At 62.3% G+C, this 24,373-nt stretch carries 15 protein-coding genes; 13 read left to right on the forward strand and 2 right to left on the reverse strand.

What is annotated here, in order from left to right; genetic code table 11:
* Positions 1–43: 43 nt before the first annotated feature.
* Together JWN03_RS18365 and JWN03_RS18370 are read right to left on the reverse strand one after the other, a co-directional pair.
* Positions 44–823, reverse strand: coding sequence for an ESX secretion-associated protein EspG (locus JWN03_RS18365; RefSeq protein WP_297616140.1), 780 nt, complete (start codon positions 821–823; stop codon positions 44–46).
* Positions 820–2,760, reverse strand: coding sequence for a hypothetical protein (locus JWN03_RS18370; RefSeq protein WP_297616142.1), 1,941 nt, complete (start codon positions 2,758–2,760; stop codon positions 820–822). The genes JWN03_RS18365 and JWN03_RS18370 overlap by 4 nt, the downstream gene beginning before the upstream one ends.
* A 483-nt stretch (positions 2,761–3,243) precedes the next feature.
* Here JWN03_RS18370 and JWN03_RS18375 point away from each other — a divergent pair, with 483 nt between their 5' ends.
* The 13 genes from JWN03_RS18375 (at position 3,244) to JWN03_RS18435 (ending at position 24,310) form a co-directional block, all read left to right on the forward strand.
* Entirely contained in the window at positions 3,244–4,242 is a 999-nt protein-coding gene (locus JWN03_RS18375) for a hypothetical protein (RefSeq protein WP_297616144.1), read from the forward strand.
* A 399-nt stretch (positions 4,243–4,641) separates the two neighbouring features.
* Positions 4,642–5,700, forward strand: a complete 1,059-nt coding sequence (locus tag JWN03_RS18380) for a hypothetical protein (protein WP_297616146.1) — start codon at positions 4,642–4,644, stop codon at positions 5,698–5,700.
* Between the two features lie 98 nt (positions 5,701–5,798).
* Entirely contained in the window at positions 5,799–6,119 is a 321-nt protein-coding gene (locus JWN03_RS18385) for a hypothetical protein (RefSeq protein ID WP_297616148.1), read from the forward strand.
* 66 nt (positions 6,120–6,185) lie between these two features.
* Positions 6,186–6,698 (forward strand): YbaB/EbfC family nucleoid-associated protein, encoded by a 513-nt coding sequence (locus JWN03_RS18390; protein ID WP_297616150.1) that lies wholly within the window; start codon positions 6,186–6,188, stop codon positions 6,696–6,698.
* A 23-nt stretch (positions 6,699–6,721) separates the two neighbouring features.
* Positions 6,722–18,661 (forward strand): ADP-ribosyltransferase, encoded by an 11,940-nt coding sequence (locus JWN03_RS18395; RefSeq protein ID WP_297616152.1) that lies wholly within the window; start codon positions 6,722–6,724, stop codon positions 18,659–18,661.
* A gap of 20 nt (positions 18,662–18,681) precedes the next feature.
* Complete coding sequence (locus JWN03_RS18400; protein ID WP_297616154.1) at positions 18,682–19,080, forward strand: hypothetical protein; 399 nt, start codon at positions 18,682–18,684, stop codon at positions 19,078–19,080.
* A gap of 20 nt (positions 19,081–19,100) precedes the next feature.
* Complete coding sequence (locus tag JWN03_RS18405) at positions 19,101–19,496, forward strand: hypothetical protein (protein ID WP_297616156.1); 396 nt, start codon at positions 19,101–19,103, stop codon at positions 19,494–19,496.
* Positions 19,497–19,935: 439 nt separating this feature from the next.
* Entirely contained in the window at positions 19,936–20,325 is a 390-nt protein-coding gene (locus tag JWN03_RS18410) for a hypothetical protein (RefSeq protein WP_297616158.1), read from the forward strand.
* Positions 20,326–20,331: 6 nt separating this feature from the next.
* The gene (locus JWN03_RS18415; protein WP_297616160.1) at positions 20,332–21,099 is read left to right on the forward strand and encodes a hypothetical protein; all 768 of its coding nucleotides are present in this window, start codon (positions 20,332–20,334) and stop codon (positions 21,097–21,099) included.
* A gap of 287 nt (positions 21,100–21,386) precedes the next feature.
* Complete coding sequence (locus JWN03_RS18420; protein WP_297616161.1) at positions 21,387–21,710, forward strand: hypothetical protein; 324 nt, start codon at positions 21,387–21,389, stop codon at positions 21,708–21,710.
* A 14-nt stretch (positions 21,711–21,724) separates the two neighbouring features.
* Positions 21,725–22,249, forward strand: a complete 525-nt coding sequence (locus JWN03_RS18425) for a hypothetical protein (RefSeq protein ID WP_297616164.1) — start codon at positions 21,725–21,727, stop codon at positions 22,247–22,249.
* Positions 22,250–22,510: 261 nt separating this feature from the next.
* Positions 22,511–23,509, forward strand: coding sequence for a nucleoside hydrolase (locus tag JWN03_RS18430; RefSeq protein WP_297616167.1), 999 nt, complete (start codon positions 22,511–22,513; stop codon positions 23,507–23,509).
* Positions 23,510–23,686: 177 nt separating this feature from the next.
* Entirely contained in the window at positions 23,687–24,310 is a 624-nt protein-coding gene (locus tag JWN03_RS18435; RefSeq protein WP_297616170.1) for a hypothetical protein, read from the forward strand.
* Positions 24,311–24,373: the final 63 nt, after the last annotated feature.

The raw sequence follows: 24,373 nt of genomic DNA on the forward strand, positions 1-24,373 counted from the left end.
GCTGCGCGCCGGGTTTAATTGCGGCTCGACAACCCACGAACAGTCACAGTGCCCGCTCTTCCCGGATCTTCTGGACTATCGTGGCGACCCGGGTGTTGATGGCAGCGACCATCCTTTTTGCACCGGCAGGAGCTGCGAGAGGTGGCTCATCACTAATTATGTATCGACCGTCATCCTGGAGGTCTCGCCATCTCAAACTGTGCTTGACAATCCCGCGCGGCCCGAATTTGGAGTAGCCCTGCACGATATCGAAGCCTCCTTCGCCGACAGTCGGAGCGTCGAAGAATCTTTTCGTCCGCAGGGTATCCGAATCACCGAAAACATCTTTGACGATTATCCGTCCGGCGTCAGGATAGGCAGTCTCCTCCGCACCTTCGTACACCAGTGGGATCTGTGCCTGTCGCCCCACATCAGCGTCAGGAAGCCCGGCGACAAGCGCGTCGGCCAAGCCCACTGGATCGCATTCCGACACAGTGAATCCGTCTGAATCGAGTGAGGTCCCCTGAGTACGCTGCTCGAGAACATAACCCCGACTACTCAGCCGTACACCCATCATACGAATACGCTGGGCACCGGAGTCTTTTCGGTCCATACCGTCGACCGAAATCCTCAAATCCGGATGAGCGATCGCCTCCAGTGCCGGATCGAACGACCGGTCCCAGTTCGCGAACATACGCTCGGCAGTCGCCCGCTGCTGCTGAAGATGGTCGTAGTACAGGGAGGTGTCGCTGGTGTAGATGAAGGGACTCGGCAGCCATTCACTCGTCGCACGCTGCCACAGCGTGAGAAACTCCAGATCGTCGAAATGCCAAGTTGCGCTCATTTCTCTGCCACCGGCAGCACTGCCTCCGGGGTCCCGAACACCTCCTCGAGATTCTCACCGGACCTGAGGTATTCGGGACGCTTGTGTTCCTTGGCGGCACCCTGGCCCCCGGCGTTCGCGCCGGAACCCATCGGCGTGCCACTACCCGACGTACCCGAGCTCGATGTCGTCGAACTCGCCGCCAACCCGGCTCGTCCGGTGCTGACAGCTTCTTCCTTCACATCACTGCTCACCGCAACACCCGCGCGAGGGAATAGGCGGCTTAGCTGATTGTCCTTTGCCACCGTTGTCGTAGGTCCGCCAGAAGTGACACCCGACGGCGAACCTCCAAGCGAGGACGGGCCGGGGCTCGTCAGCGAACTGGTCAGGTCAGCAAGCTGTTGCTGCACCTGCTGTTCGGTGGTGGTCTGGGGCGTCTGCTGAGTCGTCTGCTGGCTCGTCAACAGCGACGCTACCGACTGTATGCCCTGCTGAGCCAGAGTCGCGCCTTGCTGGGCCAATGACTCTACGAGCGATGCTCCTTCCTTCGCCAGACTCTCGACGGCGGAAACCACTGTCGACAGAGTCTGATCATTGGTATTCGCCGGGGTGGTGTCTTTGGGGGTGGTGTCCTTCGGGTTGGTGTCCTTCGGAGTCGTGTCATCAGGAAGAGTGGGCGAACCTGGACTCGAAGGGGTTCCGCCGCCGGGGGTGCCGCTCCCGGGGGTGCCGGCGCCGGGGGTGATCTTCGGCGGAGGATCCGCGATTTGCGGAGGCGGAGGAGGCGACAGAGGCGCGCCGGGCTTACTGGTCATAGGCGGGAATTCGAAACTCGCCAGCGATTTGTTATGGGATTCGATACCCTGGACATAGGTATCCTGGAATTCCGCCCGAAAGACGTTTGTGGCGAGCTCTTCGCATGCCTCCGGACTCATGCCCGTGACTGTAGGAACGATCCTTTTCGTATCATTGGTGTAGTCGACAAGCTTTATCTCATACTTATGATTCCCTTTGTCCTCGACATGAGGCTGAGGGACTTTCGGCATCTTCAGGTGAGCAGCGCGCAACCAGCCGTAGGCGTCCACCAATCGATTCTCTATGTCTTGAATTTTTGCGGTCAGCGCATTGCCATCATTAATAACTGCAGTCACTGCTGCACCACCTTTGTCGGCTGATCTGCCACGCCATCCGTCGAACATCGGCTCCTTTTGTGATTCAAATTTCTTGAATGCCGCGTCCAGATCGATGCGCACCTTTTCCCAGTCAACCGCGAGAGTCATAACCCGCTCGGAGATGATACTCTCCCCGAAATCATAGAAGTCTTTCCAATGAAGGCTCTTGTCGTACCCCCATTCCGGCTGGACCCCGCCCGTCCCCTCGGCCGTATAGTGCTCGTAGGATTTCCGATCATTTTCCACCGATGCCTGAAGGCTGTCAGCGGACGGTATATTGGAAGTCCTGTCGGATGATTTACCACTGACATTCTTATAAATTCCGGTATCCGAGGCGCTCGGCATAGTCGGCACAGAAGACCAGTTCGGATCGTCACGATTCTTGGGCACATGGTTCGGCATAGTTACACTATTGAAGTCATCTACCGATTGAGCCTCGGTATTCACAAACTTCTTTGCCGCGAACTTGAAGGAATCGGCCATAGCATTCACGATGTCGATATGCGAGTTAACCTTATCGCGTAAATCAAGACCGGCAGTTCGGAATACATCAGCCCATTTCGGACCTGACCGAAATATTCCAGGCGGCCCAGCGAAATCATAAGGGTTGCATATGGAACCCGAATCGGTTCGGTTGAGAGAGTCCTGCACGACAAGCAGACTCCACATCAACTCGGTACAGGCATTGAGCCCGATCTTCGCCGCGTCCACCGTAAAGTACAGCACCTGCGGGTCTGCGCCCAACCCACGCACATCACTCCATGACGGAACTTCTGTTGGAGTCACCGACACCCCTCCCCGCTCGCAACGATGACACTGAACCGCACCTGCCTCCCAGCGTGCGCATTGCCCCATCCTGCCGCATCGTTCGCGGCGCGCGCCACCGATCACGTCCGTAGCGCTCATGTGATCATCAGTTCGAGAAACGCCTACAACTCACATAGCCGGTGGGCCGGCCATCGGGGCCCAGTCAATGCCGATGCGCTACAGGAATACTGCGCTGCCGCTCTCCTCCGGCACGCCCCGCAGTACACCGTCGATTAGGGTGGCGGAGAAGATTTCCAAGCTCAACGGGGGAAGTGCGTGTACGAATCGGGTCAGCGGAATCCACAGCAGCCAAGCAACCCACCAGGGCCGCAGTTCTTTCCGATCGACCTCACCTCTACCGCCGGGCCGGATACCGCGCTGCGGTTAAGCCGGGTCTTCGCCGTGGCGCGGTGGCGATCACCGGCTGGGTTGGGGTTCACCGCGACAGTGCCGCTGGTCCTCATGGCGCGACGTATCTGGGAAGTGATCATCGGTGCCGCAGCGTCCACGAATCCGGTAATCGGCTTGATCGAACTGTATCTGGGACTGTTGGGCGTGTGCGTGGTGATCGGTCTGATCATTACGGGCGTGCAGTTGCTCCGTCGCAATTCGTACGTCACCACCTACGCCTACCCCGGCGCGGTGATGGCGGTGCGCTACTGGCCGGATGCGCTGGAGCTGATTCTGCCGACCGGGACGAGAAGGGTTGCTTACCAGCAGATCCGAGAGCTGCGCCCCATGGCCGGGGCGATGTTCCTTCGCCCGCACGGCGCGCCCGCGATTGCGCTGCCCACCGAGCTGGTACCGCCGGCGGCATTCGAGCTGGTGGGCCGACCACCCGGTAGTTCCGTCGGATCGAGGGTGAATGCCGTTATCGCCGGTAAACCACTGCTGGGCGCAGCGGTTGTTTTGGGTGTGTCGTTGGTGGTCGTCGCTGCGATTGTGGTGGCGGTCCAGCCACATAAGTCGACCGCCTCCGATGCCGCATCGACCACGGCCACTGCGACGGAACCAGCCGCGACGCTACCGGATTCGTGCGTTCTCACCATCGAACAGCAGCAAGCGTACGGATTCATCAAGCAATGGCCGAGCGATACCGCGCCCCACTACCACCATTGCGAGTGGGACTTGGACCACGGCGATCACAGTCGGCCCTACGACTGGGCGCGGGTGACCCTGTCTACCGACCCATTCACGCATAACGATTCGACCAAAGACGAAACGACACCGTATCCGGTGAAGGCTGTGGGGAACATCGTGCCCGCACGAGGAGATCTCGTGCGGCCCAAGGAAAACAGGTACTCGTACCACGTAACCTGCATAATCACGTGGCCCACCTCCTACGGTGCCGCCTGGATCGAGATCGGCCGCAGTAACTCCCTCGGCACCCCCGATGTCGACGCACTGAAACGATCGGCAGAACAGCTCGCCGACACGCTTTTTGCGAACCTGCCGCGCTGATATCACCAGTGGCCAAGGCAGACCGCCTGAAGCGGTCTCGGGGCGGGTCAAGCAAGATCGCAACGTCAGATTTCACCAGGCGACCTCGTGGCTCCTTAGGTCGCCGTCGAGATCCAACGATAGACACCGTCACGATTCATCGATGAAGCCAGGCGCATCCACATTCGTGGCCTCGGCGCACCATCTGAGCTGTGCTTCCCGACGACATCGGCTAGATTCGGACGAGCTGCAAGCTCGACGAGAGCGGAGACCGAGGACAGTGTGAGTCAGGACAATTCGACTGTGGAATCGCCGGATGTGGGGTTTCGGATGGCGGGGCAGGCTGCTACGGCCGAACCTGGAATCGGGTTCGCCCCTCATCGACGTGCAGGTTCGGATCGATCAACTGAACCGGGCAATTTGGCCGAGCGGGTCATCGGGGAGCTTCTTGCGCTGCTGCCGGAGGGGTGGGATCGGCTGGATGCGGCGGTCGCCATGACCGTCAGTGACGAGACGGCGCAGGTGATCGTGTCGGATGCGCAGCATTCAGCGCCGGTACCGTTGTCGGCACGAATGGTCGAGTTGCTGCGGGAACTTCGGCATCGATCGGCCGAGTCGGCCGAGGGTCCGTGGTGGCGCTTTCTGGCTTCGGCCACTAGTAGAGGTTCGGTACAGATCGAATACGACTACGGCACAGATCCTTTCCCTGATCACCAGTTGTTTCCACCGCAGGCGTACCTCGCGGATCTTCAGACATATCCGCGCACACGGCTTCCGGTGTGGTTGGCCGCCTACGTCGGCCATGCGGACCGGCAAGTCCGTACGCCGGGCAATGCCGCGCACTCTCGGGCGAGCGATGGCGTGTTCGCGCCACGGGCCGAAACCGACCTTCCCGCGCTGCCTTTGATGTGGGCGCGCTGGGCCGCGATCGCCGCCGCCTTCGTGGCAGCGGACTCACCGCTAGGACCTCGGACCACGACAGCGCTCGGCTGGTTCGAGGGAATCTCGCGCAGCGGGTCGACCCTGCACGTGCTCCCGGGGGGACGGGCAGTTCTCTCGGGCGGACTGTGGAACGATCCGAGGCTCGACGCGGCCTATAACGACGGCGTCGCCATGCCGCAGCTGTATCGAGGCGCGCCGGACTGGGTTGCCGATCCCGTGCTGAATCCCCGTGCGGCGAACGGACTGCTGTCATTTTGCTACTGGTGGGACGGCACGGCGTGGCATTGCGGTGAGTCGCCGGCCGCGACCGAACTGAGTCCGGCTTTGCCGGGTGTTTGGAGCAGTCGGAGCGCTGCCGATGCGATCAACCAGCTCAATGCCCGAGTTTCTGTAGACGCGGCAGTGGACCTGGTGACCGCGGCCGAGGCAGGCACCCTGACGCGGTCGTTCGCCGGGCCGATTCTCGGTGGCAAAGCAGACGACACGCACAATGCGTACTACCAGCTCATGTTGGCCGGGGTCGTGACATCCGAATAGGCGCAAAGCCATTGGGGGTATTGACGTCGCCATCGATACCACGCGGCGTATATGATCATCGGGAATTTGCTCCAATCATCGTTACCGGGGGGTTGACCATGGCCGAACTCGTAAAGGTCGAGATCGCGGGGTTACGTTCAACAGCAATCGATCTCGACAGCGGTGCAAGCTCGCTCGACGCCATCAGGACCGCTCTCGATGCGGCCGCATCGGGCTACGAAGGCTGCTGGGGTCACGACGAATACGGTGACCAGTTCGAGGGCGGCGACAATGGCTATAAGGTGCGTCGTCCGGCCCTGGAGAACGTACTCACATCGATGTCGGCTCGGTTGCGGCAGTACTCGGGTGGCCTGAGCGACGGCGCGAACACCCTCGAGCGGGCCGAACAGAACAACACCGACGGCTTCCGTTCCAGCTAACCGGATGTAAAGCCCACGGGCGCGGCGCTTGTCGCGGTCGCTTCGTGGGCTGGGGAGGAGAAGTACATGGCGAACGAGGCCGCGAAGGGGCGCCTGGCCGAACTGGTAGATCTGGTTCAGGGCGGCATCGCATCCGTTGCTCGCGCGCAGGAGGAACGTGCCCAGCTCACCGCGACCGCGCAGGCCGCGAGCCGACGTGTCACAATCACGGTGAACGCTGATTGCATCGTCATCAAGACCGAATTCTCCGATGACATAGACGATCTCACGTACTCCGAGATCGCTGCCGCCGTGACCGCTGCTACCCAGGACGCGGCCGCTCAGGTGCAGCAGAAGGCGCAGAAAATCCAGGAAGCTGCACTGGAAGAACAGTCGCGCATCCCGGCGCTGTCGGAATTCTTCCCCGACATGCCAGACATTCAGGCCATGATGCCGACCCCGCCGACGGTCTCGACCGCGCCACCCGGCTCACCGGAGCGCACTGCGCCGGAACCGGAAGAGGCTGTGCGCTTTACCAATGTCGAGGAATGGGATCACGACAAATCCAGCCGATCCACAATCGCCGCACCGGGGTGGTGAGCTAGCGACACGCGGGCTCACGCATGGGGTGGACTACGGCAGTCGGGGACTTCTTCCCCAGCTGGCTGATGACGGGACTCAACTTCGGGATGGCTTACCCGAAGGGCGATCAGGACGAGCTGTTCGCGCTCGGTGATGCCTGGAAACACGCGGCAGCCGAGCTCGAAAAGCTCGAGCCGACGCTCAAGAGCACCACAGACCGGGTTCCGCAGTACTACACCGGAGACGGCGCGACCGCCGCAACCACCGAATTCGCAACGCTCTTCGACGGCGGCGAGCACTCCATACAGAAGCTGATCGAGGGCCTGCAAGGCCTCGGCCACGACGCGCGTTCCACCGCAACGGAAATCGAGTTCGCGAAGATTCAGGCGGAGATCTTCGCGGTCATGACGCTCTGGACGGTCATCTCGCTGATGTCGTCCTTGATCGGGTCAACCGCAGTCCCCGGCTATCTCCTGGCGGCGCGCGGGGTCCTCGCCAAATTCGCCGCGGAGGTTTCCGCACGAATCGGCGAGATCATGGCAGAGTCGGGTCTGAAAACCCTGGCGGCGCCGCTGGTTCGCGAAATCATCGTCCCGATCGGTGAGCGAATCGCTCCTCTGGGCGAGAGGCTCGCTCCGATCGGTGAGAAGCTGACAGCTGCGGGCGACAAATGGGCTGCGCTGAACAAGACCATTGCCGATAGCGGACCAATGGTCCGCTATCCGGTCGCTGCGCTGAAAGGCGGCGTACACGGGGGCCTGATGGGTGCCGGCCTCGATGCGGGTACCCAGATCGTTCAGATCATGGAAGGTCACCGTGACGACGGCTTCAATCTGAAGCAGACGTTCCAAACCAGTCTTCAGTGGGGCGCGGGTGGCCTGCTTGGTGGACCTACCGGCGAGCTTGCCGGCCGCAGCCTGATGAACCGTGCCCTGAAGGATCCGGCCAAAGAGCTCCCGAAATGGTTGGGCGGGACGATAACCGGAGGAGCCAGTGGCGTCGCGGGTGCCACCGGCATGTACGGCGCGGGCCTCGCCACCCAGCTCTATGATAACAACGGCGACTGGAACAAGGTCAACAAAAGTTTCAGCCCGCAGCTGCTCATCGGCGGATTGGCGATGGGCACCATGGGTGGCAGTCACCACGGGTTGGAGGAACAGGCCCACGTCGACAAGGCCGCCGACGTCGACGCCATCGCGAAACAGGCTCCCGTCGAGTCGGCCGCCGTGACCAAGGTAGATGGACCGCAGGCGCTGGCCACGCATCAGAAGCCTTCCGACGAGCAGTTTGCGCATCCGCAGGCCGGTGACGCCGCTCAGCAGGGTGGTGGGCCACGGTCGAATTTACCTGGGCAGGAGAAACTTCCGAACAACGGCCTCGCGAATGCATCGGAGCATCGAGGCGGTCAGAATGCGGAGGCTCGCAATGGTGCCGGCGAAGCGAACCGGCCGAATGCGGAGGCTGCGAAACCAGCCGACGCCGGAACCAAACCGTCCGACAGCGGAGCACGTCCGGCAGCAGACAATTCGGCGCGTGTCGCCAACGCCGCACCCGCCGATCAGAAGGCGAATTTCGTTGCGAGCGCCCAGGACAAGCCCGCGCAGGGGCCGGTGGCCCGGGCACCGGAGGTTCGCGCGCCAGGGGCTCAGATCGCCGCCCCGGAAGCCGAGCTGCGTCCGACTCACTCCGGAGCCGCCACCCAACCGCCGACGGCACGCGCCAACGACGTCGCGTTGGCTCGACAGGACGCGGCGCCCGCACCCGAGGGCGTGCGCCCCGACCAGCGGACCGACGGTACCCCACCCACTCGACAGACTCTCGGCGACGATGCACCGCGCACCGAGCCGCCTGCTGACCGGGATCACAACCGTCCGAACACCACGACCACGAAGCCGGAAACGAATACCCGTACCCCGGAGAGGGTCTCGAAAGACATTGCAGCGGATACGGATCGGCGTGACAACGATCCGGCGTTGGACCAGCCTGTGGCCCCGCTCCCCTATGTCGAGCCCAACGAAGGTCCCCGAGCTGCGCCGAGTCGGAACGCCGAGGACGGCCCTCGCCGCAACGGTCAACCCCGGGCCGCCGCAGACGACGTCGGAGATTTCCGCGGCGATGCGCGCCCGCATGATCGAGCCGACCTCACACGCGACGAACTGCTGAACCAAATCGAAGAGAACCTCGACGGTATACTCCCCGAGCACGGTCCCGATGGGAACCCCGACGCCGGATCTCCCGCTGTCCGTTGGGATCCGGAGGCGCAGCGCTTCCTCGTTCACAACGAGCTGACCGGTAGAGAACTCGAGGTCCACGTAGACGTCGGAACGTTGAGCCATCCCGATGCGGTGGCCGAATTCCACCGAGCCCCCGACGAATCCGGCTATCGCATCACCGTCTCCGACCGCGCCCGCACCGAGGACGTCGCCCGCGCGGTCGCATATGAGCTGGCCGAGATTCGGCTGGAGCAGGATCCAAACCATCGTCCTTCGGGACTTCCGCGGGAACCCCATTCGTCTGCGCCGGAGCCCGTAGAAACTCATCCCGCTGACGGCCTTCCCGCCGAAACTCATCCTGCTGAAGGTGATTGGTCGCCGCGCCCCGACGACGACTGGTCGCGGATGAGTCCCCAAGAGATCTCCGACGAGCTGGTCCGACGCTGGGGAGTCGAAACGGTCGGTTTCGACCACCCGAACCTGCAGCCGGAGGTGGTGCGCGAATTTGCCCGCGCCGTCGACGACATGCTGACCCGCTACCCGGACGTGGACCTGCCCAGGCTCGTAATCGAGCCGATGTCCGAGGAGTACTACGCCGAAGCCGTTCGGCAGATAACCCCCGACGGACGGGCGCACACCGACAAGCTCGTCCTGAACGAACTCCATGCCCTCGATCCCGAGGCAATGACCCGTGACGTCGCCGACGACGAAGCGGACGGCCACTTGGTACCCGCTTCCAGCAACCGGCCGATCCATTCAACGCTCGTTCACGAATTCGCCCACGCCATCTACTTCGAGGGACAGCAGCGCTCCGGCGTGACCGCCCACACGGCACTGCGCGATTACTACGAGACCACCCGCGGCGGAATGGACGCGGGGTTCACAGAATGGGTCAACCAACTCAGCGACTACAGCTTCAACGAAGACGGCCGATTCAATGCCGGTGAGGCACTGGCCGAGGCGTTCACCGATGTTGAATACAACGGCCAAGCCGCGACCGAACCAGCCAAGGTCCTGTACTGGCATCTCCTGGATAGCGCCAACCAACATAGCATCGCCCCGAACGGGTTCACTCGTATCCCCGAGGACATCATCCCCCGCCCGAACGGCCCGTACGCACCCGAACAGGCCACCTCGAAATCTGCACGGCCCGAAGGTCTTCCAGAGAACGAGGACCATCCCGACCGTTCCGGTCCCGAGCCAGATGCGGCCGCGCCCAAGCCGGAACTGCACCCCTCCGAGACAAAGCTAGACATCGAGGAACCACACACCACGCCAGACCCCGACGAACCGAACCGCTATGGGCGGACGTCGCGACCGGACGAGACCAACCCCGACGGTTCCGCACACAAGGACCCGGAAGACCGTGGCCCCGAGTATGAACCGGACCACCCCCGTGAGGAATCAGTTCCTGAGCCGCAGGAGCGCTCCCTCGACACCGAGTCGCCCGAGGAGCCTCAGAACCGAGATACCGAGCTCGAACCGACGAAGAACGACGACGAGAATCGCTCGCGCACAGCCGAACCCACGACCGACGCTCCCAAAATCGGCGCATCTCCCGACGAATCCGAGCCCATCCGGTCTGCGAACGAAGTAGATGTCGCTCCCGGCACGAGCGCGGGCGGCGATCCCGAGGCCTCGCCTGCACGGCAAGATCGGGAAGATCCTGTCGCCGAAATCCAGCCGGAGCAGACGTCGTCAGTCTCCCCGGACGGCAAAACCGGCCATCCGCAACAGGTCACGAAGATCCGCGACGAGCCATACGCCGAAACCATGGTCCGCGACGCTCGAACCGGCGGTGCCCCACATAATCCCGACGAGACACCGCCTGCGGTCGAAAGGCCCGTATCCGAGACAACACGTGTGGACACCGACCCAACTGGGGACGACACACGCGACATGGCCACGCACCACAAGGCCAACTCCCGGATGCCCGGCGGGCTGATCACCTTCGACGAACTCTCGCCGAAGGTGAAACATCTGGTGAATTCACTCGCCGACGCCGACCATATTCCGCTTCGTCCGGGTGAGGTGAATGTCGGCCATCTCGCCGAGCTGCAACAGTTCTCGGGCGTCGAACACGCCGTCGTGCAGAACGCGAAGGGCGACCTGCGCCTATTCCGCGGTGATCAGACCAGTAGCGCGATTCCACGCGACCTGCGCGGCGAGTATCACTTCGTGTTGCACACCCATCCCGAAGACCGGCTCCCCGGACCACCTTCCGAGGAGGAACGCCGCTTCGGCAGGTTCACGAACAGCATGCATAAGGACCTCGACTACAAGCACAGTCCACATATCGAGGCGGTAGTGAGCCGCGACGGACAGGTCCGCTTCTTCACCAACGAAGGAATCCTCGACGTTCCGGCGGGCGAGTATCCGAAGGGCGGACCGCTGAACGACCGCGGTTTCGTCGTACCTGTTAAAGGATTGGGCGACAACAACCCGGAGCTAGGTACGAAAGGTCCCACGCACCGCAATATTTCGCCGGACACTCCAGACAACCAGGGGGCGCGCCCGAGCGGTCCCGGCTATTCCGCCGGTCCATCACCAGAAAGCCCTGTACGCCAAGTTATCTCGCCCGAACACCCGAACCGTGAGAGTCCGCCTCACACCCACCCGAGCGAGACTCCTGCCGCCGTCGACACGCACATCGACCAGGCACTGGCGACGCTGGAGAATCCTGCATCGATCGTCGAGCAAAACGACGGAGCGATGGCCATCGATAGTCTGGCCGACTGGATGGACATCACCGACCCCGAGCAACAGCACGCGCTCGAAGACATGTACCAGGTGTCCCGCGACCATATCGCCCCGTTCATCGTCAAGGTCGCCGACGATATGCTGACGAACTTGAAGGCGCAGGTTGCGGAAAACCCGAACCTGAAGGTTGTCTTCGTGGGGCGGGATGGGCACAGCCTCGGCCTCGCCATGACTCACCTCGATCCGCAGTTCGTCCAGGATCATGGGCACGAGGTGACCTTGTCACGGGCCGTAGTGGAAACGGCTGTCCAGGATCTGGAGAACAACGCAGGATGCGACTTCCCAGAAATCAGCGGATTCCGAAATGCCGCAGGAAAAGTCGATCCCACCGCGATTGACGACGCCTATTTCCGGCTCACCGAGTACTTCCATGATCTCGGCATTCCGATGGGCGAACCAGGTAGCGAAATCGCCCTCGTCGATACGAGTTACAAAGGAACCGTTCAGGAGCTCCTGAACGCTATATACCCCGAGACTGGTTTCGAAGGCCACTACATGTTCTATTCCGCCTCGCCGGCGGATGTGCATGTGGGCAACAAGATCGGGTATGCGCTCGACCTCGGTGTCGACGAAGGTAATGGCGGACTCCCAGTCCGGCAATTGCCCGCTGATCGCGACCTCACGTTCTCACACCAGGATGCGCTGGGAACGATCGAGGAGATCATGCACGGGCCGCTCGGCAGCCCGAAAGGGATCGGTTCGGACGGCCTCCCGGCGCAGAACCTCCAACGATACGAGTCGGATCCGCTCGAAGGATTGAACCCCGCCACCGTCGCCGATCGCTTCGCCGATCCACTGGTTCGCGAGGCGGCGAAAAGAATTTCGCTTGTACCGGTCGTGCAGATAGCTCACCACATCGCCGAGCTGCGAGCCAATGGCATCGAGCCACATGGCGAACTGCAGGGCGGCTTCGACAATTGCGTCGATCGAGTGCGGGAATGGATCGAAGGTGGCGAGGCCGTTGATCCAAAACTGAACCAAGTATTGGACTCCTTCGTCAGGCGGGGCGACAAGGGACAGGTTCGGGACCTGACAAAGCTGCTTGAGCAATCCAGGCTCGATGAGCACGAGACCGCACGTGTATGGCGCGAATACGCCGACAGCGGACCGACGGCTGCCGACAAGAAGGCATTCGTGGAGCGATTCAACGAATCTCATCCCGCTGCCGACACTGGCGACGATGCGGATTACCACCGAGCTATAAGCCAAGACCCTGCTGACGAGCACGCCGACCGCACCCCGGTCGGCGATCGGCCAGAATCCCGATCGACCACTGCCCATCAGGAGATTCGTGCAGGTATCGACCCTGCCGAGAATCTCCGAAACCCGAAGAATCACATCGACTCACCACACAATGAGGACACTCGCCCCAGCGCGAATACGCCCGGCCGAACCGGCGAACCTGACAATCACCATGCCCCGGTCCAGCCAAACGGCGAACAACCTCAACCGGATTCACACCCGTCGCATCCTGCTTCGGACGAACAAGGTCATCACTCGAACGAACCAGAGCTGACGTCGGAAGAACAAGCCGCCAAGGCCGCGTGTGATCAGCTACCACATCCTGAACGCAACGCCCTCAACGATTACGCTGGCGATGCGTATAACGAGATCAACCGCCATTTGCGATTCGGCGAAGAACTTCACACGGTCTCCCCGGAGACCATCGATCTGATCCGCAGTGGTCTGGACAAACTCCCGGACCATGCCGGCCCGGTCAAGAGATCGCTGATGCTCTCGCCGAAGGACTTGGAAAGATTCTGGTACGACAACCACCCCGGTGCGAAGGTCGAAGACCCCGGATTCGTGTCGACCTCCAAGACCAAGTTCAAATGGAACCCGAACGTAGAGTTGACAATCGTGTCGGCTACCGGAAAGGACATCTCGTTCCTGCAGCCCCTCGAAAATCGTGGTGAGGCAGAGGTTCTTATTTCGGATGGACGGCAGTTCCGTGTGCTCGACCGGCGAATGAGCGACGACGGAACTCTGCGCATTAAGTGGGAGGAAATCACAGATTCACCACGACCGCTGGACCACATCGAATCGGATTCGGCTCCGACACTGCGTGACCGGGAAACGGATCAACCTTTCCCCGGGGAATACGTCAACGACCACCACGATAAAAGCCTTTCGCTCGAGCTCTCGGATTCAGCGACACCGGCAAAACCGTATGAGTCGACGTCCGAACGCCCCCTTGAAACTGCCGCGGCACCCGACCTGCAAAGCCAGTACCCGCAGCCGGCGAACACCCATCCGAACGAGTACTCCCCAAGGATGCGCGAGGCTATTGCGAAACTCGTAGAGGCGCTGTGGGATCCGGCCCGCGCCCACGAAGTGCCGGATCTACGCGGCAGTTTCGTACATCAGCTCGACGAGGCGGGCCTGCGCAATCCGGAAACCACCGATGCCGCCTGGCGACTGCTGTCCGCTCACGATGCGAATCTCGCAAAGTATCTAGCCGACAATCACACTGCCCTCCTTCCCCCGGTCGACGAGTCACATACCCCCGCCCACGAGACCACGCCCGCACACTCCATCGTGCAAAACGGCGAGCACCTGCTGCCTCATCCGGAGGATCATGCTGAAGCTCATGTCGAGCCTCACACAGACCCATCGGAGTACGAGCCAAGCGAGCAGTCGAACAACGAACATCCGGGGGACAAACCGCACCAGGATGGTCCTGATGCACAGGCGCACAGCGAGATTCCGGACACTGAACCAGCGGCGGAGCCCTCCCCCGACGAGCATAACGCCGTGCATCGCTACACCGATCCGGACGCGGACGTCTACAGCGATCTGAACCACCGCCTCCGCAGCGGGCTCGAACTCGACCCAGAACAGCAGAAACTTGTCGCCGATATGGCGTCGGGACTCGAGAAGCTGCCAGCCTACGATGGAACCGTCTGGCGTGGAACGCATCTCAAGCCAGAGCAGCTCGCTCGCTACGTTCCCGGAGCGAGAGTCACCGAGCCTTCATTCACCAGCACTTCACGGGATCCGCGCCGAATCTTCGCCAGCAATGTCGAATTCATCGTGCACTCGGAAACTGGCCGCGATATCAGCGCCATCTCTGCACGGCCGGGCGAAAAGGAGGTGCTATTCAAGCCGGGCACCACTTTCGAGGTGCGCGGCGTGGTCAAAGACCCGAATGCGGGCCTGTTCGGTATCACCCGGATCTACCTGTACGAGTCCTCCGAACACGCCCCGATCCACGAGACACCGGCCGATCACACCGGGCACGAGGGGCTGCCGGGCGATCACTCTTCATCGCTGGGTGGCGATGCTCATCCATCCGAGGAACTGCCGATCCGTCACGGCACCGACCGCACCGCCCTCGGCGACTCCCCCGAAGTCCAGCGCGTGTACGACAATGTCCGCAACGAGGGTGAGCACGACGTTGTCGTACACGGCGACCGATTCGGAAAGCCCACTACCGACGACAATTTCGAGGTCGACCCACAGCGGGTCGTCGAGGCTATCCGCAACAATCCCAATTACGTCGAAGGCACTCCCATCCGGCTGCTCTCGTGCCACAGCGGCAACGACATCGGCTGGGCCCAGCACGTCGCCAACGAACTCGGCGTCCCTGTGCGCGCGCCGTCGGATCTGGTCGGCGTCCGCGCAGTGCCCGATTCACCTGCGATCCTCCACAACGCCACCGAATGGCGGACCTTCCATCCGACCGAGGCCGACGGCACCACACTCGAGCCCACCGTCCACAAGCCGACCGACCAGCCTGATGGAAGGCTCCCAAAGTACGAGGAAGATCCCCGCGAGAACTGGGACATCCTCGGCAACGAGAAGGCCGGCGACGAAACAGCTCCCCTGTCGGATCGGACCACTGAGGAAAGAACCGCGGCTGAGTCGACTGAGCCGACCCCGGATGCACCCATCATCTCCGAAGTGCCGGAGGACCTGGTGTCGGAGGAAGAACCCACATCCACGCGCCCGGCACCGCCCGAAGATCGAGCGACGCAGCCGCTGAACGACAAAACCGAACCGTCGCGGCCGCGCGACATCAATACACACACGATCGACACACACCCGATCGACGAACCACACCCAGAACAAGGCCCTCCACAGGATCCTCCGGCCGACCAGCAGCCCGCACGAGATATCGAGCAGCGGCGGCGCCCCGATGAAGCACCGATTCGGAATGACGAGGAACAACCCCGAGCGACCGAGGATTGCGGGACCGAAACCCACCCTCCCCGTGCGCCTTCCGGTGACGCAGAGCATCAGCAACCGCACGCGGACAGGCAGGCGCAACCCGTTTCGGAGCAGCGCGACCAACCTACGGGTCATGACCCGCAGGCCGAAACACCCGCGCACCAGCTAACTACCGACGAGAACACCCACACCAAGCAAGACGACGATGATGTGGTCCCCCGGCCGGTAACCGAGGATGAACTCCTCAACCAGCGCGGCATGCCCTTGGCCAATCAGCGTGCCTTCCAACGGATCTGCGAAGAGTTCAACTACGTCATGGACGTGCGACCCACGACGCCCAGTGCTGTGCACTGGCTCGAAGAGGGTGCGATACCCAAACCCAAGCCCATCAAAGCCAAGTCCATCAACGAGTTCGACGTCTACCTCGGAGCACCCGAGGACAAGATCGGCCTGGTCGGCTTCTTCGAACCGGAAATGCCCGCGAAGGCAGACGTACCCCCGGAGCTGTGGGACAAAGTCAGTTCGCGATACGCCGAGCGTCTCAACGAATGGAACCGAGACGCCGAAAAGATGGCGAAGTTCGCCGACAAGAACGAGTTCTTTGTCGAGGACAAGGTGGTGTACGGCTTCGACAAGGACACTGGCGAACCTCGGCCGCTGACGGGCGACCACGACCTCTTCGACATCCGAAAGCCCAACGGAGACAGGCTTTCACTCGAGGAAGTCACCGCAGTCACCAACCGCATGGTCGACGAGAACATGGGCGCCATGCACGGTCCGCACCGCTATTGGCCGGAGATGGATCCGCCTGTCAACGAGGATATCTACCAGAAGACCAACAACAGCCATGGGCCCGGCGGCGAACCGCTTATCCGATTCAGCCCGGACGCCGGCCCGGTACTGGTCGACTCCTCGACCCCGGTTCCGCATGTCGTCGACGGCCCTGCTCACCCGGAAACTGATACACCCGTTGGACTTTCGCACGATACAAGCCCCAAACCGAACGACACGCAGTCTGCACGCGAGAAGCCGTTCAACCTGCCCGAGGACAACAGCACACCGCGGTCGCCCGGGGCGGGGCAAGCGCCGAAGCCCGAGACCGAGCAGCACCAGGAACCGGCCCAGCCCCACACAGATGAAGCCCCGGCTGTCGACGACACCACCCACCCGGCGACAGGGTCCAGCGAGCACGCCCGTCCCGGCAAGGAAACCGAGGCCGGTGTCTCCTTCCATCCGGACGACGAGGTCCTCTCGAACCTGGCCGAACAAGTCCCCAAGGACCCCAACCATTTCACCGCCGATGTCCACATCGACGAAACCGGCAACGCCCGCATCGGTGACCGCACCTACACCCCCGAAGAATTCGGCGACCTCCTGCGCCGCTCCGGCTGGGACGGCAAAACCCCCATCCGCCTGATCGGCTGCGACGCCGCCACCAACGGCTTCGCCGCACGCCTAGCCGCACACCTCGACGTAGACGTCCTGGCCCCCACCAAACCCGCCTGGTCCGACACCCAAGGCCGCCTCTACACCAGCACCGCGGAATCCCACCCAGACGGCACCCGCCGCCCCCGCATCCCACCCGACGGCGAATGGGAAACCCACCACCCCGACGGCACCAAAACCCGTGCGGCAGACGACGGATTCGCCCCGGGAACACACGACGAACACAAGAACGACCTCGAACCCATCGGCACGCGCGATCGAGCGACCCTCGACCCATACGCGCAGGAGGTTCGCGACGAAGCGCGGCTCCGCACGGGCGGCCGTGACGCACTGGACTCGGGCAGTCCGGCACGGGAACTCACCCGCGCCGATGTCGAGCGCATCGAGCGCATCGAGGGGCTCCGCGATGATCTGAACCGACCCGGTGTCGACCCCACGGCCACCAAGGCGAAGCTGCGTGCCGAGTTGGAGGAAGCGGGTGTGCTGCGGGAGGGCAAAGGCATCCTGCGCAACGACGGTCCGGCCATGCAACGCCGGGCATTGATGACGGAGGCGGGTCTCGACTTCGGCGCGGTGGCCGACGAGATCGGCCTACGACGTCCTCCGCCTGCGCGCATTGACAACGAGGGACTGCCGCTGCGCGGTGAGCACGCCGATCCGGCCGCGGTGCCGCGTCGCGACGTCACCTTCGCCGAGGTCGACGCGATCGTTCCGGACAAGCTGATCCAGGCGCTGGAGAAGTTCGGCGTGAGTAGGGAAGTCGCCGTGGAGTACATCGTCGACAACCACAACGACCGCAGCCGTCAGCGCTACCTGCCCGACCTCGAGGGTCTGGCCCGTCAGTACGGCATTCCCCACGGCGATGTACTCGTCATAGACCAGTACACGACCAAGCTCTACTACGAAGAACTCAACCGCCGACTACGCGACAACGAGGATGTCGACTCCGTCGCCGAACTGCAGCAAGCGGTCAACGACTCCCTGAGCAAGCTTCCCCCGGCCGCGGCGCCCGAGCTGTACCGGTCGCTGTCTTTCAAGCCCCGGAAGCTGACCGGCTTCCTCACGGAGTACACCAAAGATGCCGTCATCGACTGGAATGCGTTCACCTCGGTCGCTGGTGAGGTCGGCGGGACGTGGTGGGAGCAGCCGGGGGAGAACATCTTGTTCAAGATCCGGGGTGGCGTGGCCTACGACATCTCCGACTTCGCCGACGGCTTGCACTACAAGGATCCACCCAATCCTGGCCGGGAGCTGCTGTTGCCGGCCGGTATGGTCGTGCGAGTTGAAAAGGTGACCCCACATGTGTTGCCCGACGGAACGACGGGCCACGTCATCGAACTCCAGGTCGTCGGATCAACCAGGCCGACAAGCACGGCGGCCCATGACAAGTAGCCACAACCAGGAGGACGTACATGACGTCAGAACAAGTGGTGCCAGGTCCGGTGCGGGACACCTTCGTCACAGCCCTGACACCGGAGACGACCCACATCGCCGCACTCCCGGATCCACTGCCGGTGGGGATCCGGATAGGGCTGTTCGTACCAGAAGGGTCGTCCCGCGAGCGGATTGTCGTCCGCGCCGAGCACGACGAGACCGGCTACTTCCTGGACTTCTTCCAAAGGACCAACGACGGGGAAACCTCCTCGCACGACCGGGTCCGCGAGGACGGCTCGATCACGCCGCTGGAGAATCTCATCTTAGTGCGCCGGCACTTCGACGATCCCGAACAGGCCCGGCAGGAGCGGGAGCGCGTTGCCGCCCACAACAAGCGGGTCTTGGAGATCCTGCGGGCGAAGAATTTGTACCTCTGAATCAGAGGAACTACACGGTCATGACCTCGGAAGAAATGGTGCCAGGTCCGGTGCGGGACACCTTCGTCACGGCCCTGACACCGCAGACGACCCACATCGCCGCACTCCCGGATCCACTGCCGCTGGGGATTGGAATAGGGCTGATTGCACCAGACGGGTCGCCCCGCCAACGGATCGTCGTCCGCGTCGAGCACGACGAGTCCGGCTACCTCCTGGATTACTTTCAGGAGAGCAACGACGGGGAAACCTCCTCGCACAGCCGGGTTCGCGAGGACGGCTCGATCACGCGACTCGAGAACTACGACTGGCGTCGGCACTTCGACGATCCAGAGCAGGCCCGGCAGGAACGGGAGCGCGTCGCCGCCCACAACAAGCGGGTCACGGAGATCCTGCGAGCGAAAGACTTATACATCTAAATTAGAGGAACCACACGGTCATGACCGCGGAAGAAATGGTGCCCGATAATTCGCCTGAGCGGCGGCAGTTCGAGGTGGGGATGGTCTTCACCGATGTCGAAGAACTAGAGGATCACTCCCGCAGTCAGATTCGCACCGATGACTGGTGGGAGTCGGGATGTGGAGCTCACGCTGGCGGCTCCGTCAGCCCAGCCCGAAACCAGCCGTAGTACAAGCAATTTCGGCCAACGGTTGACCGCCGAACTCGCAACGCTCATTTCGCCCGAATGACGGGACTCGTCATCGATTGTGCGTAGCGCCATCTCAATGCGGCTGTTCTATCAACCTGCCCCGCTACACGTCGTCGCTGTGAGTTCACCGAGAACGGCACGGGCGCGGCTTGCGAGTGCTGGTTAGGATCGGGGCGGCAGTGTCGGGGGAACAGGGAGGCTTTCGGGCGATGGGCGAGGGATCCGATCAGCTGCGCATGGCGCGGGTCTATGACGGGCGGGACGACGGTGGGCGGCCCATGGCGGTGCGGGAGGTGCTGCCGGACTGGGTGCGCGACCAGCTCATTACGTATCTGGAGGGTGCGCCCGTGGTGCTGGCGGCGCGCAGCTTCGACGAGGACGAGTTCATCCCTGGCGACCGTGATATGCCGCTGAACTTTCGAACCGACGGGGTGTGGATTTGGTCTGGGTCGGTACCACACTATCTTCGCAAGCACGGGTTGCCGCCTGAGCCGGAGTTGGTGCAGCACATCATTGATCACGGGTATCGACTCGGCGAGATCGATGACGCGACAAAGGAACTCGCGACGCGGATCATTACCGGCGGATGGCAGGGGTAAGGGCCGATGACTGCTCTGGATAATGCGTCGATCGCCTTGCGGGCCAAGTTGTTGCGGGAAAGCCGACAGCTGATCGATGAAGCGGTCGAGCTGGAGCGGGTGCGCGAGATCGAGGCCGCGCGTGCGCTCCGGCGGCGAGCCTCTGATGTGAAGCAGGAATACACCAAGACGCTGCCCGATATCGCGGTGGCGCGTTGCCCGGAAACCGGTGCGGTCGTGGAGTATCCGATCGACATCGTCGACTTCGACGGCTGGTACTGGGATTCCGGGAATCCGTGGCGGCGGTCGCCGACGGTGCCGAAGAATTGGCTGACCATGTCCGGCGCGGCAAGGCTGAGCGAGCCGGTGGCTTTTGCGCCTTTCAGGTGCCAACCGGGGCCCGGTCTGCCGTACGTGATTCCGCGGATTCTGGCGAACGAGGGTGTACGCGCAGTGCTCAATCAGGTTCCTGTCGGACCCCACATCGGATGGACCATCAGCTATTTCGGGCCGCGACCCGAAGGGGTCAAGCTGGAGAACACCTGGGGGTCGAATGTCTACGACATCTACAGCGACGACGGTGAATGGCTCGGCTGGGGTGAACACGAATCCGATGTAGGCGAATACGATTTCGACCTGGCGCCCTGGCTCGAGTCCGAGAAACTGCTGTGGATCGCACCGGGTGATCCGGAGGTACAGCTGAATGCCGGAGCTACGGGATGCCCGTATATCGGCCTCGAGGGAGAGCACCGCAAAGCCGGGATCTTCCGCGGCGAGCTGCGGCGCAACGACTGAGATCCGCGCCCGCACCGCACGAGAAATGTGCACTGCGGGGGCCGGCGGTTTATGGCCGTGAGGTAGCGGTACCGCCGATGAAGGTCTGGGCTTCGAACGTGTCGTTCACATCACACCCTATCGAGAGACCACTCGTAGGACGCGTCAGCCAGTCCGACCAGTAGGCTGGGCGAATTCCATAGTCATGTCATCACGGGGGTTGCACAGTGACCGAAGCGACAGCTGGTGGGTTGAAGCCTGTCGGGATTTATCGCGAGATGTATGGGGAGGTGCGCGAGGAGCTGCCGATGTTGCAGAACTCCCACACCAGTCGGCGGGTAGAAGATCGAAACCTGGTGGCGGAGTACATGAAGACGGCAACGCCGGTGTTCGATGTGCCGGGGGATGTCACCGATCTGCTCGATACCGCCGAATCGATCCGCAGTGGGCCGTCGCTGGTCTCGGATGGGGAGTGGATCTGGCGGGTCGATTCGATCCACTATTTGGAGAACTACGCGCTGGATATTCCGGTCGAGTTTCTCGATCATGTGCGGGGCCGGAACTACCAGCCCAGCGGCGATGTCGACGTGTCCGACCCGAAATTCGACGCCGCGATCGCGGCCTATTTCTAAGCGAGGAGCCGTTCATGGAGCCACTACCTCTGCCGCCGTGGATGAATCACGCTGATGTGGACAAGCAGCGGGAGATCGACGAACAGACCGCGGCGCGAATGGGAATCACCGTCGAGCGATTACACGAGATCGACGGGCAGATCGCGGCAGATATGCGCGCCCGTGAGGCGTTGAGCGACTCCGAGCGCATCGTCGATGAAAATCCGAAGTTCAACAAGGGGTTCGGACCGGTGACACCGGAGAACACTATCGCGCCAGGCGAGGTGCGTGCTCATTACGAATCGTCAGAGCGAGCTCCGATGGGTTGGGATCCTGAGGTGTTTGCGCGAATCCGCGCCGAGTCCGATGCCGAACAGGCCGCGCTGACACCCGAGCAGCGCGAGAGATTCGCCAAACTGGATTGGGACTACCTCGACGGTCTCGACGACTCCGACAACTATGCGCCCGACAGCTTGCAGGACAAGATGCGCGATGTCCCTGGATTCGACAAAGATCTGAATCCATTTCCGCTCACCGGGAAACCAGAGGAAAACCAGTAATCCGACGATCCGATCGCGAACGGCAGCAACTCTGCCCGTCGATCGATGGCTCGGCAGAACGACGGCGATGCCGACCGTACGGCCGGTCTAGGATCAGCTTTGCCACTGTTCGGAGTTCGGAGAACCCGCTTGCCAGAGGAGAGCCGAGGAAGCAATGGTCGCCTGGATCACCAGCGCAGAGGGCCTGATAACCGTTCGCGCGGGGGACGGCCGATTGCATCTGCCGAGCTACCTGACCGAGCAACTGGAGGACCCCCGAGCATGACGAATGGCGAGAACCCCTCGGACTTTTCGACCAACAAGCTGCGCGATACTCTGGTTGATCAAGCCAGAAGCGTCGGTCTCCACGACAGGGCGGACGCACTGGCCGCCCTGCCGGATATGCTTCCACCGCTCTCGACCATGCCACTGATCGTCGACACCGACATCGGTGGCGACCCGGACGATGCTGTGGCGATCGCAGTTGCCGCCGGACGGCCAGAGCTGGCCCTCGTCATCACCAGCGACGAGCACCGAGGTCGCCGCGCCAGACTCGCGCGACATCTGCTCGACCTGCTGGGCCGACCCGATGTGCCAGTTGTCGCCGGCAAAGATCTGGGAAATGAGAAGTACTGGGCAGCAGACGGACTCGTTCCAAATGAGGTACCAGAGCAGAGCGACGACCTCCTCGCCGCAGTCCAGCAGGTGTTGGCCCGAACCGACAGCAAAGTACGCTGGCTTGGCATCGGCCCCATGTCGAACCTTGCAAGAGTCGTCACCGAGATTCCAGACGCCACAGCACGACTGATCGTCACGCAGATGGGCGGCGGTCTTAACTACCGACACAACGACCGCGCCGAGCACAATATTCGACTCGACGTGGCCGCAGCGCGAGAGGTGTTGCGCGCCGGGCCGCGAATGTGGATTGTGCCGTCGGACGTAACCTTTCATCCTGACAACGAAATCGACTCGAGCTCAGCCGAATACGAATTGCTCGCAAAGTCCGACGGTGCGGGTCTGCTGATCCGTGCCCATATGGATCAGTGGTTCGCGAGCTTTCATCCAGGCACCATGCAGCACGACGCGATGGCTCTCGCGCAAGCCTTGGGGCTCTCGTTCCTGCGGTTCGGTCGCGTCAACGTGGGCCTCGACGAAATCGGAAGGATGACCGCTGGCAAGCACCAAGTCTCCCTGACACGTTCCGTGGACTACGCGGCATTCCGATCGTGGTTGCTGAACCGCCTCGACCAGGTGCTGAGCCACAACCCTTCGACGACTTGATGGGGCAGTCGACTCGAAATATAGAGTCCCCTACATCTGGCGAGAGCAACTTCGGCCACCGGCCGGAGAGGATGCATTGAGAGGCGACGAGTGTTCCACGAACGCAACACCTGCCACTTCTGTGGTCGATTCGTTTTGGAAGTCGAAGGGTGGGCGGAGTCGGTTCAGCCGTACCACGTGATCCTGGCTCCCTGGGACGATGAAGCCAATTTCTTCGAAGGGTCGTTCCACCTGGAATGTGTACGCAGGTTTGATCGCCGGGTAGAGTTCCGGGCAGCGGTCGTCGACTGGATCACCTGTGTCAATGACCAGGTCACAGTTCTCGGCGAGGACGGGCAGAACCACGGGATTCCGCGTACCGGACTCGGTTTCACGAACCTCGTCGCCGAGCTGCCTACCGGGGAGATATATGAGGATCCGAGATTCAATCAGTGGGTGCTCGTCGAGTACGCGGGGCCATTCCATTTCCTCGCACTGAAGACCGCGGAGGCACTCGGACGGGGGGAACGAGTGCGCGGCAACGAGGGGCAGCGAGCGGTCGTCCTGCCCGGGGATCCGGGCGCGGAGATCTCGGCGTGGAGTTTGATACACCTGCTCGACTTCTTGGCCGTGCACGATTTGTATCAGCCGATGCTGGATGCGTTCGAACCCGATTATGAGTTCTGGGATGGCGGCCAGGGGAGAGCCGGATTCATCCTGAACTACTCCCTGTCGGCCTTGCGTCCGATCCCGGAGGATGTCAGTGAGTTCTTCCGCCGATACCTGCCCTCGTATGTGCTCAAACGGCTGGAGGACGCCTGAAGTCAGAGCGGTCGAAAGCGGTCTGCAGCAACAGAATTACAGCTGTGGTCCGCTAACGGGCGA

The organism is Nocardia sp. (assembly GCF_025465275.1).
Taxonomy (GTDB): Bacteria; Actinomycetota; Actinomycetes; order Mycobacteriales; family Mycobacteriaceae; genus Nocardia.

Coding starts and splice junctions, on each gene's coding strand:
- JWN03_RS18425 (WP_297616164.1), top strand. CDS start 21,725: ATGGAGCCACTACCTCTGCCGCCGTGGATGAATCACGCTGATGTGGAC.
- JWN03_RS18410 (WP_297616158.1), top strand. CDS start 19,936: ATGGGCGAGGGATCCGATCAGCTGCGCATGGCGCGGGTCTATGACGGG.
- JWN03_RS18390 (WP_297616150.1), top strand. CDS start 6,186: ATGGCGAACGAGGCCGCGAAGGGGCGCCTGGCCGAACTGGTAGATCTG.
- JWN03_RS18405 (WP_297616156.1), top strand. CDS start 19,101: ATGACCTCGGAAGAAATGGTGCCAGGTCCGGTGCGGGACACCTTCGTC.
- JWN03_RS18365 (WP_297616140.1), bottom strand. CDS start 823: ATGAGCGCAACTTGGCATTTCGACGATCTGGAGTTTCTCACGCTGTGG.
- JWN03_RS18420 (WP_297616161.1), top strand. CDS start 21,387: ATGTTGCAGAACTCCCACACCAGTCGGCGGGTAGAAGATCGAAACCTG.
- JWN03_RS18375 (WP_297616144.1), top strand. CDS start 3,244: ATGGCGCGACGTATCTGGGAAGTGATCATCGGTGCCGCAGCGTCCACG.
- JWN03_RS18395 (WP_297616152.1), top strand. CDS start 6,722: ATGGGGTGGACTACGGCAGTCGGGGACTTCTTCCCCAGCTGGCTGATG.
- JWN03_RS18430 (WP_297616167.1), top strand. CDS start 22,511: ATGACGAATGGCGAGAACCCCTCGGACTTTTCGACCAACAAGCTGCGC.
- JWN03_RS18415 (WP_297616160.1), top strand. CDS start 20,332: ATGACTGCTCTGGATAATGCGTCGATCGCCTTGCGGGCCAAGTTGTTG.
- JWN03_RS18400 (WP_297616154.1), top strand. CDS start 18,682: ATGACGTCAGAACAAGTGGTGCCAGGTCCGGTGCGGGACACCTTCGTC.
- JWN03_RS18385 (WP_297616148.1), top strand. CDS start 5,799: ATGGCCGAACTCGTAAAGGTCGAGATCGCGGGGTTACGTTCAACAGCA.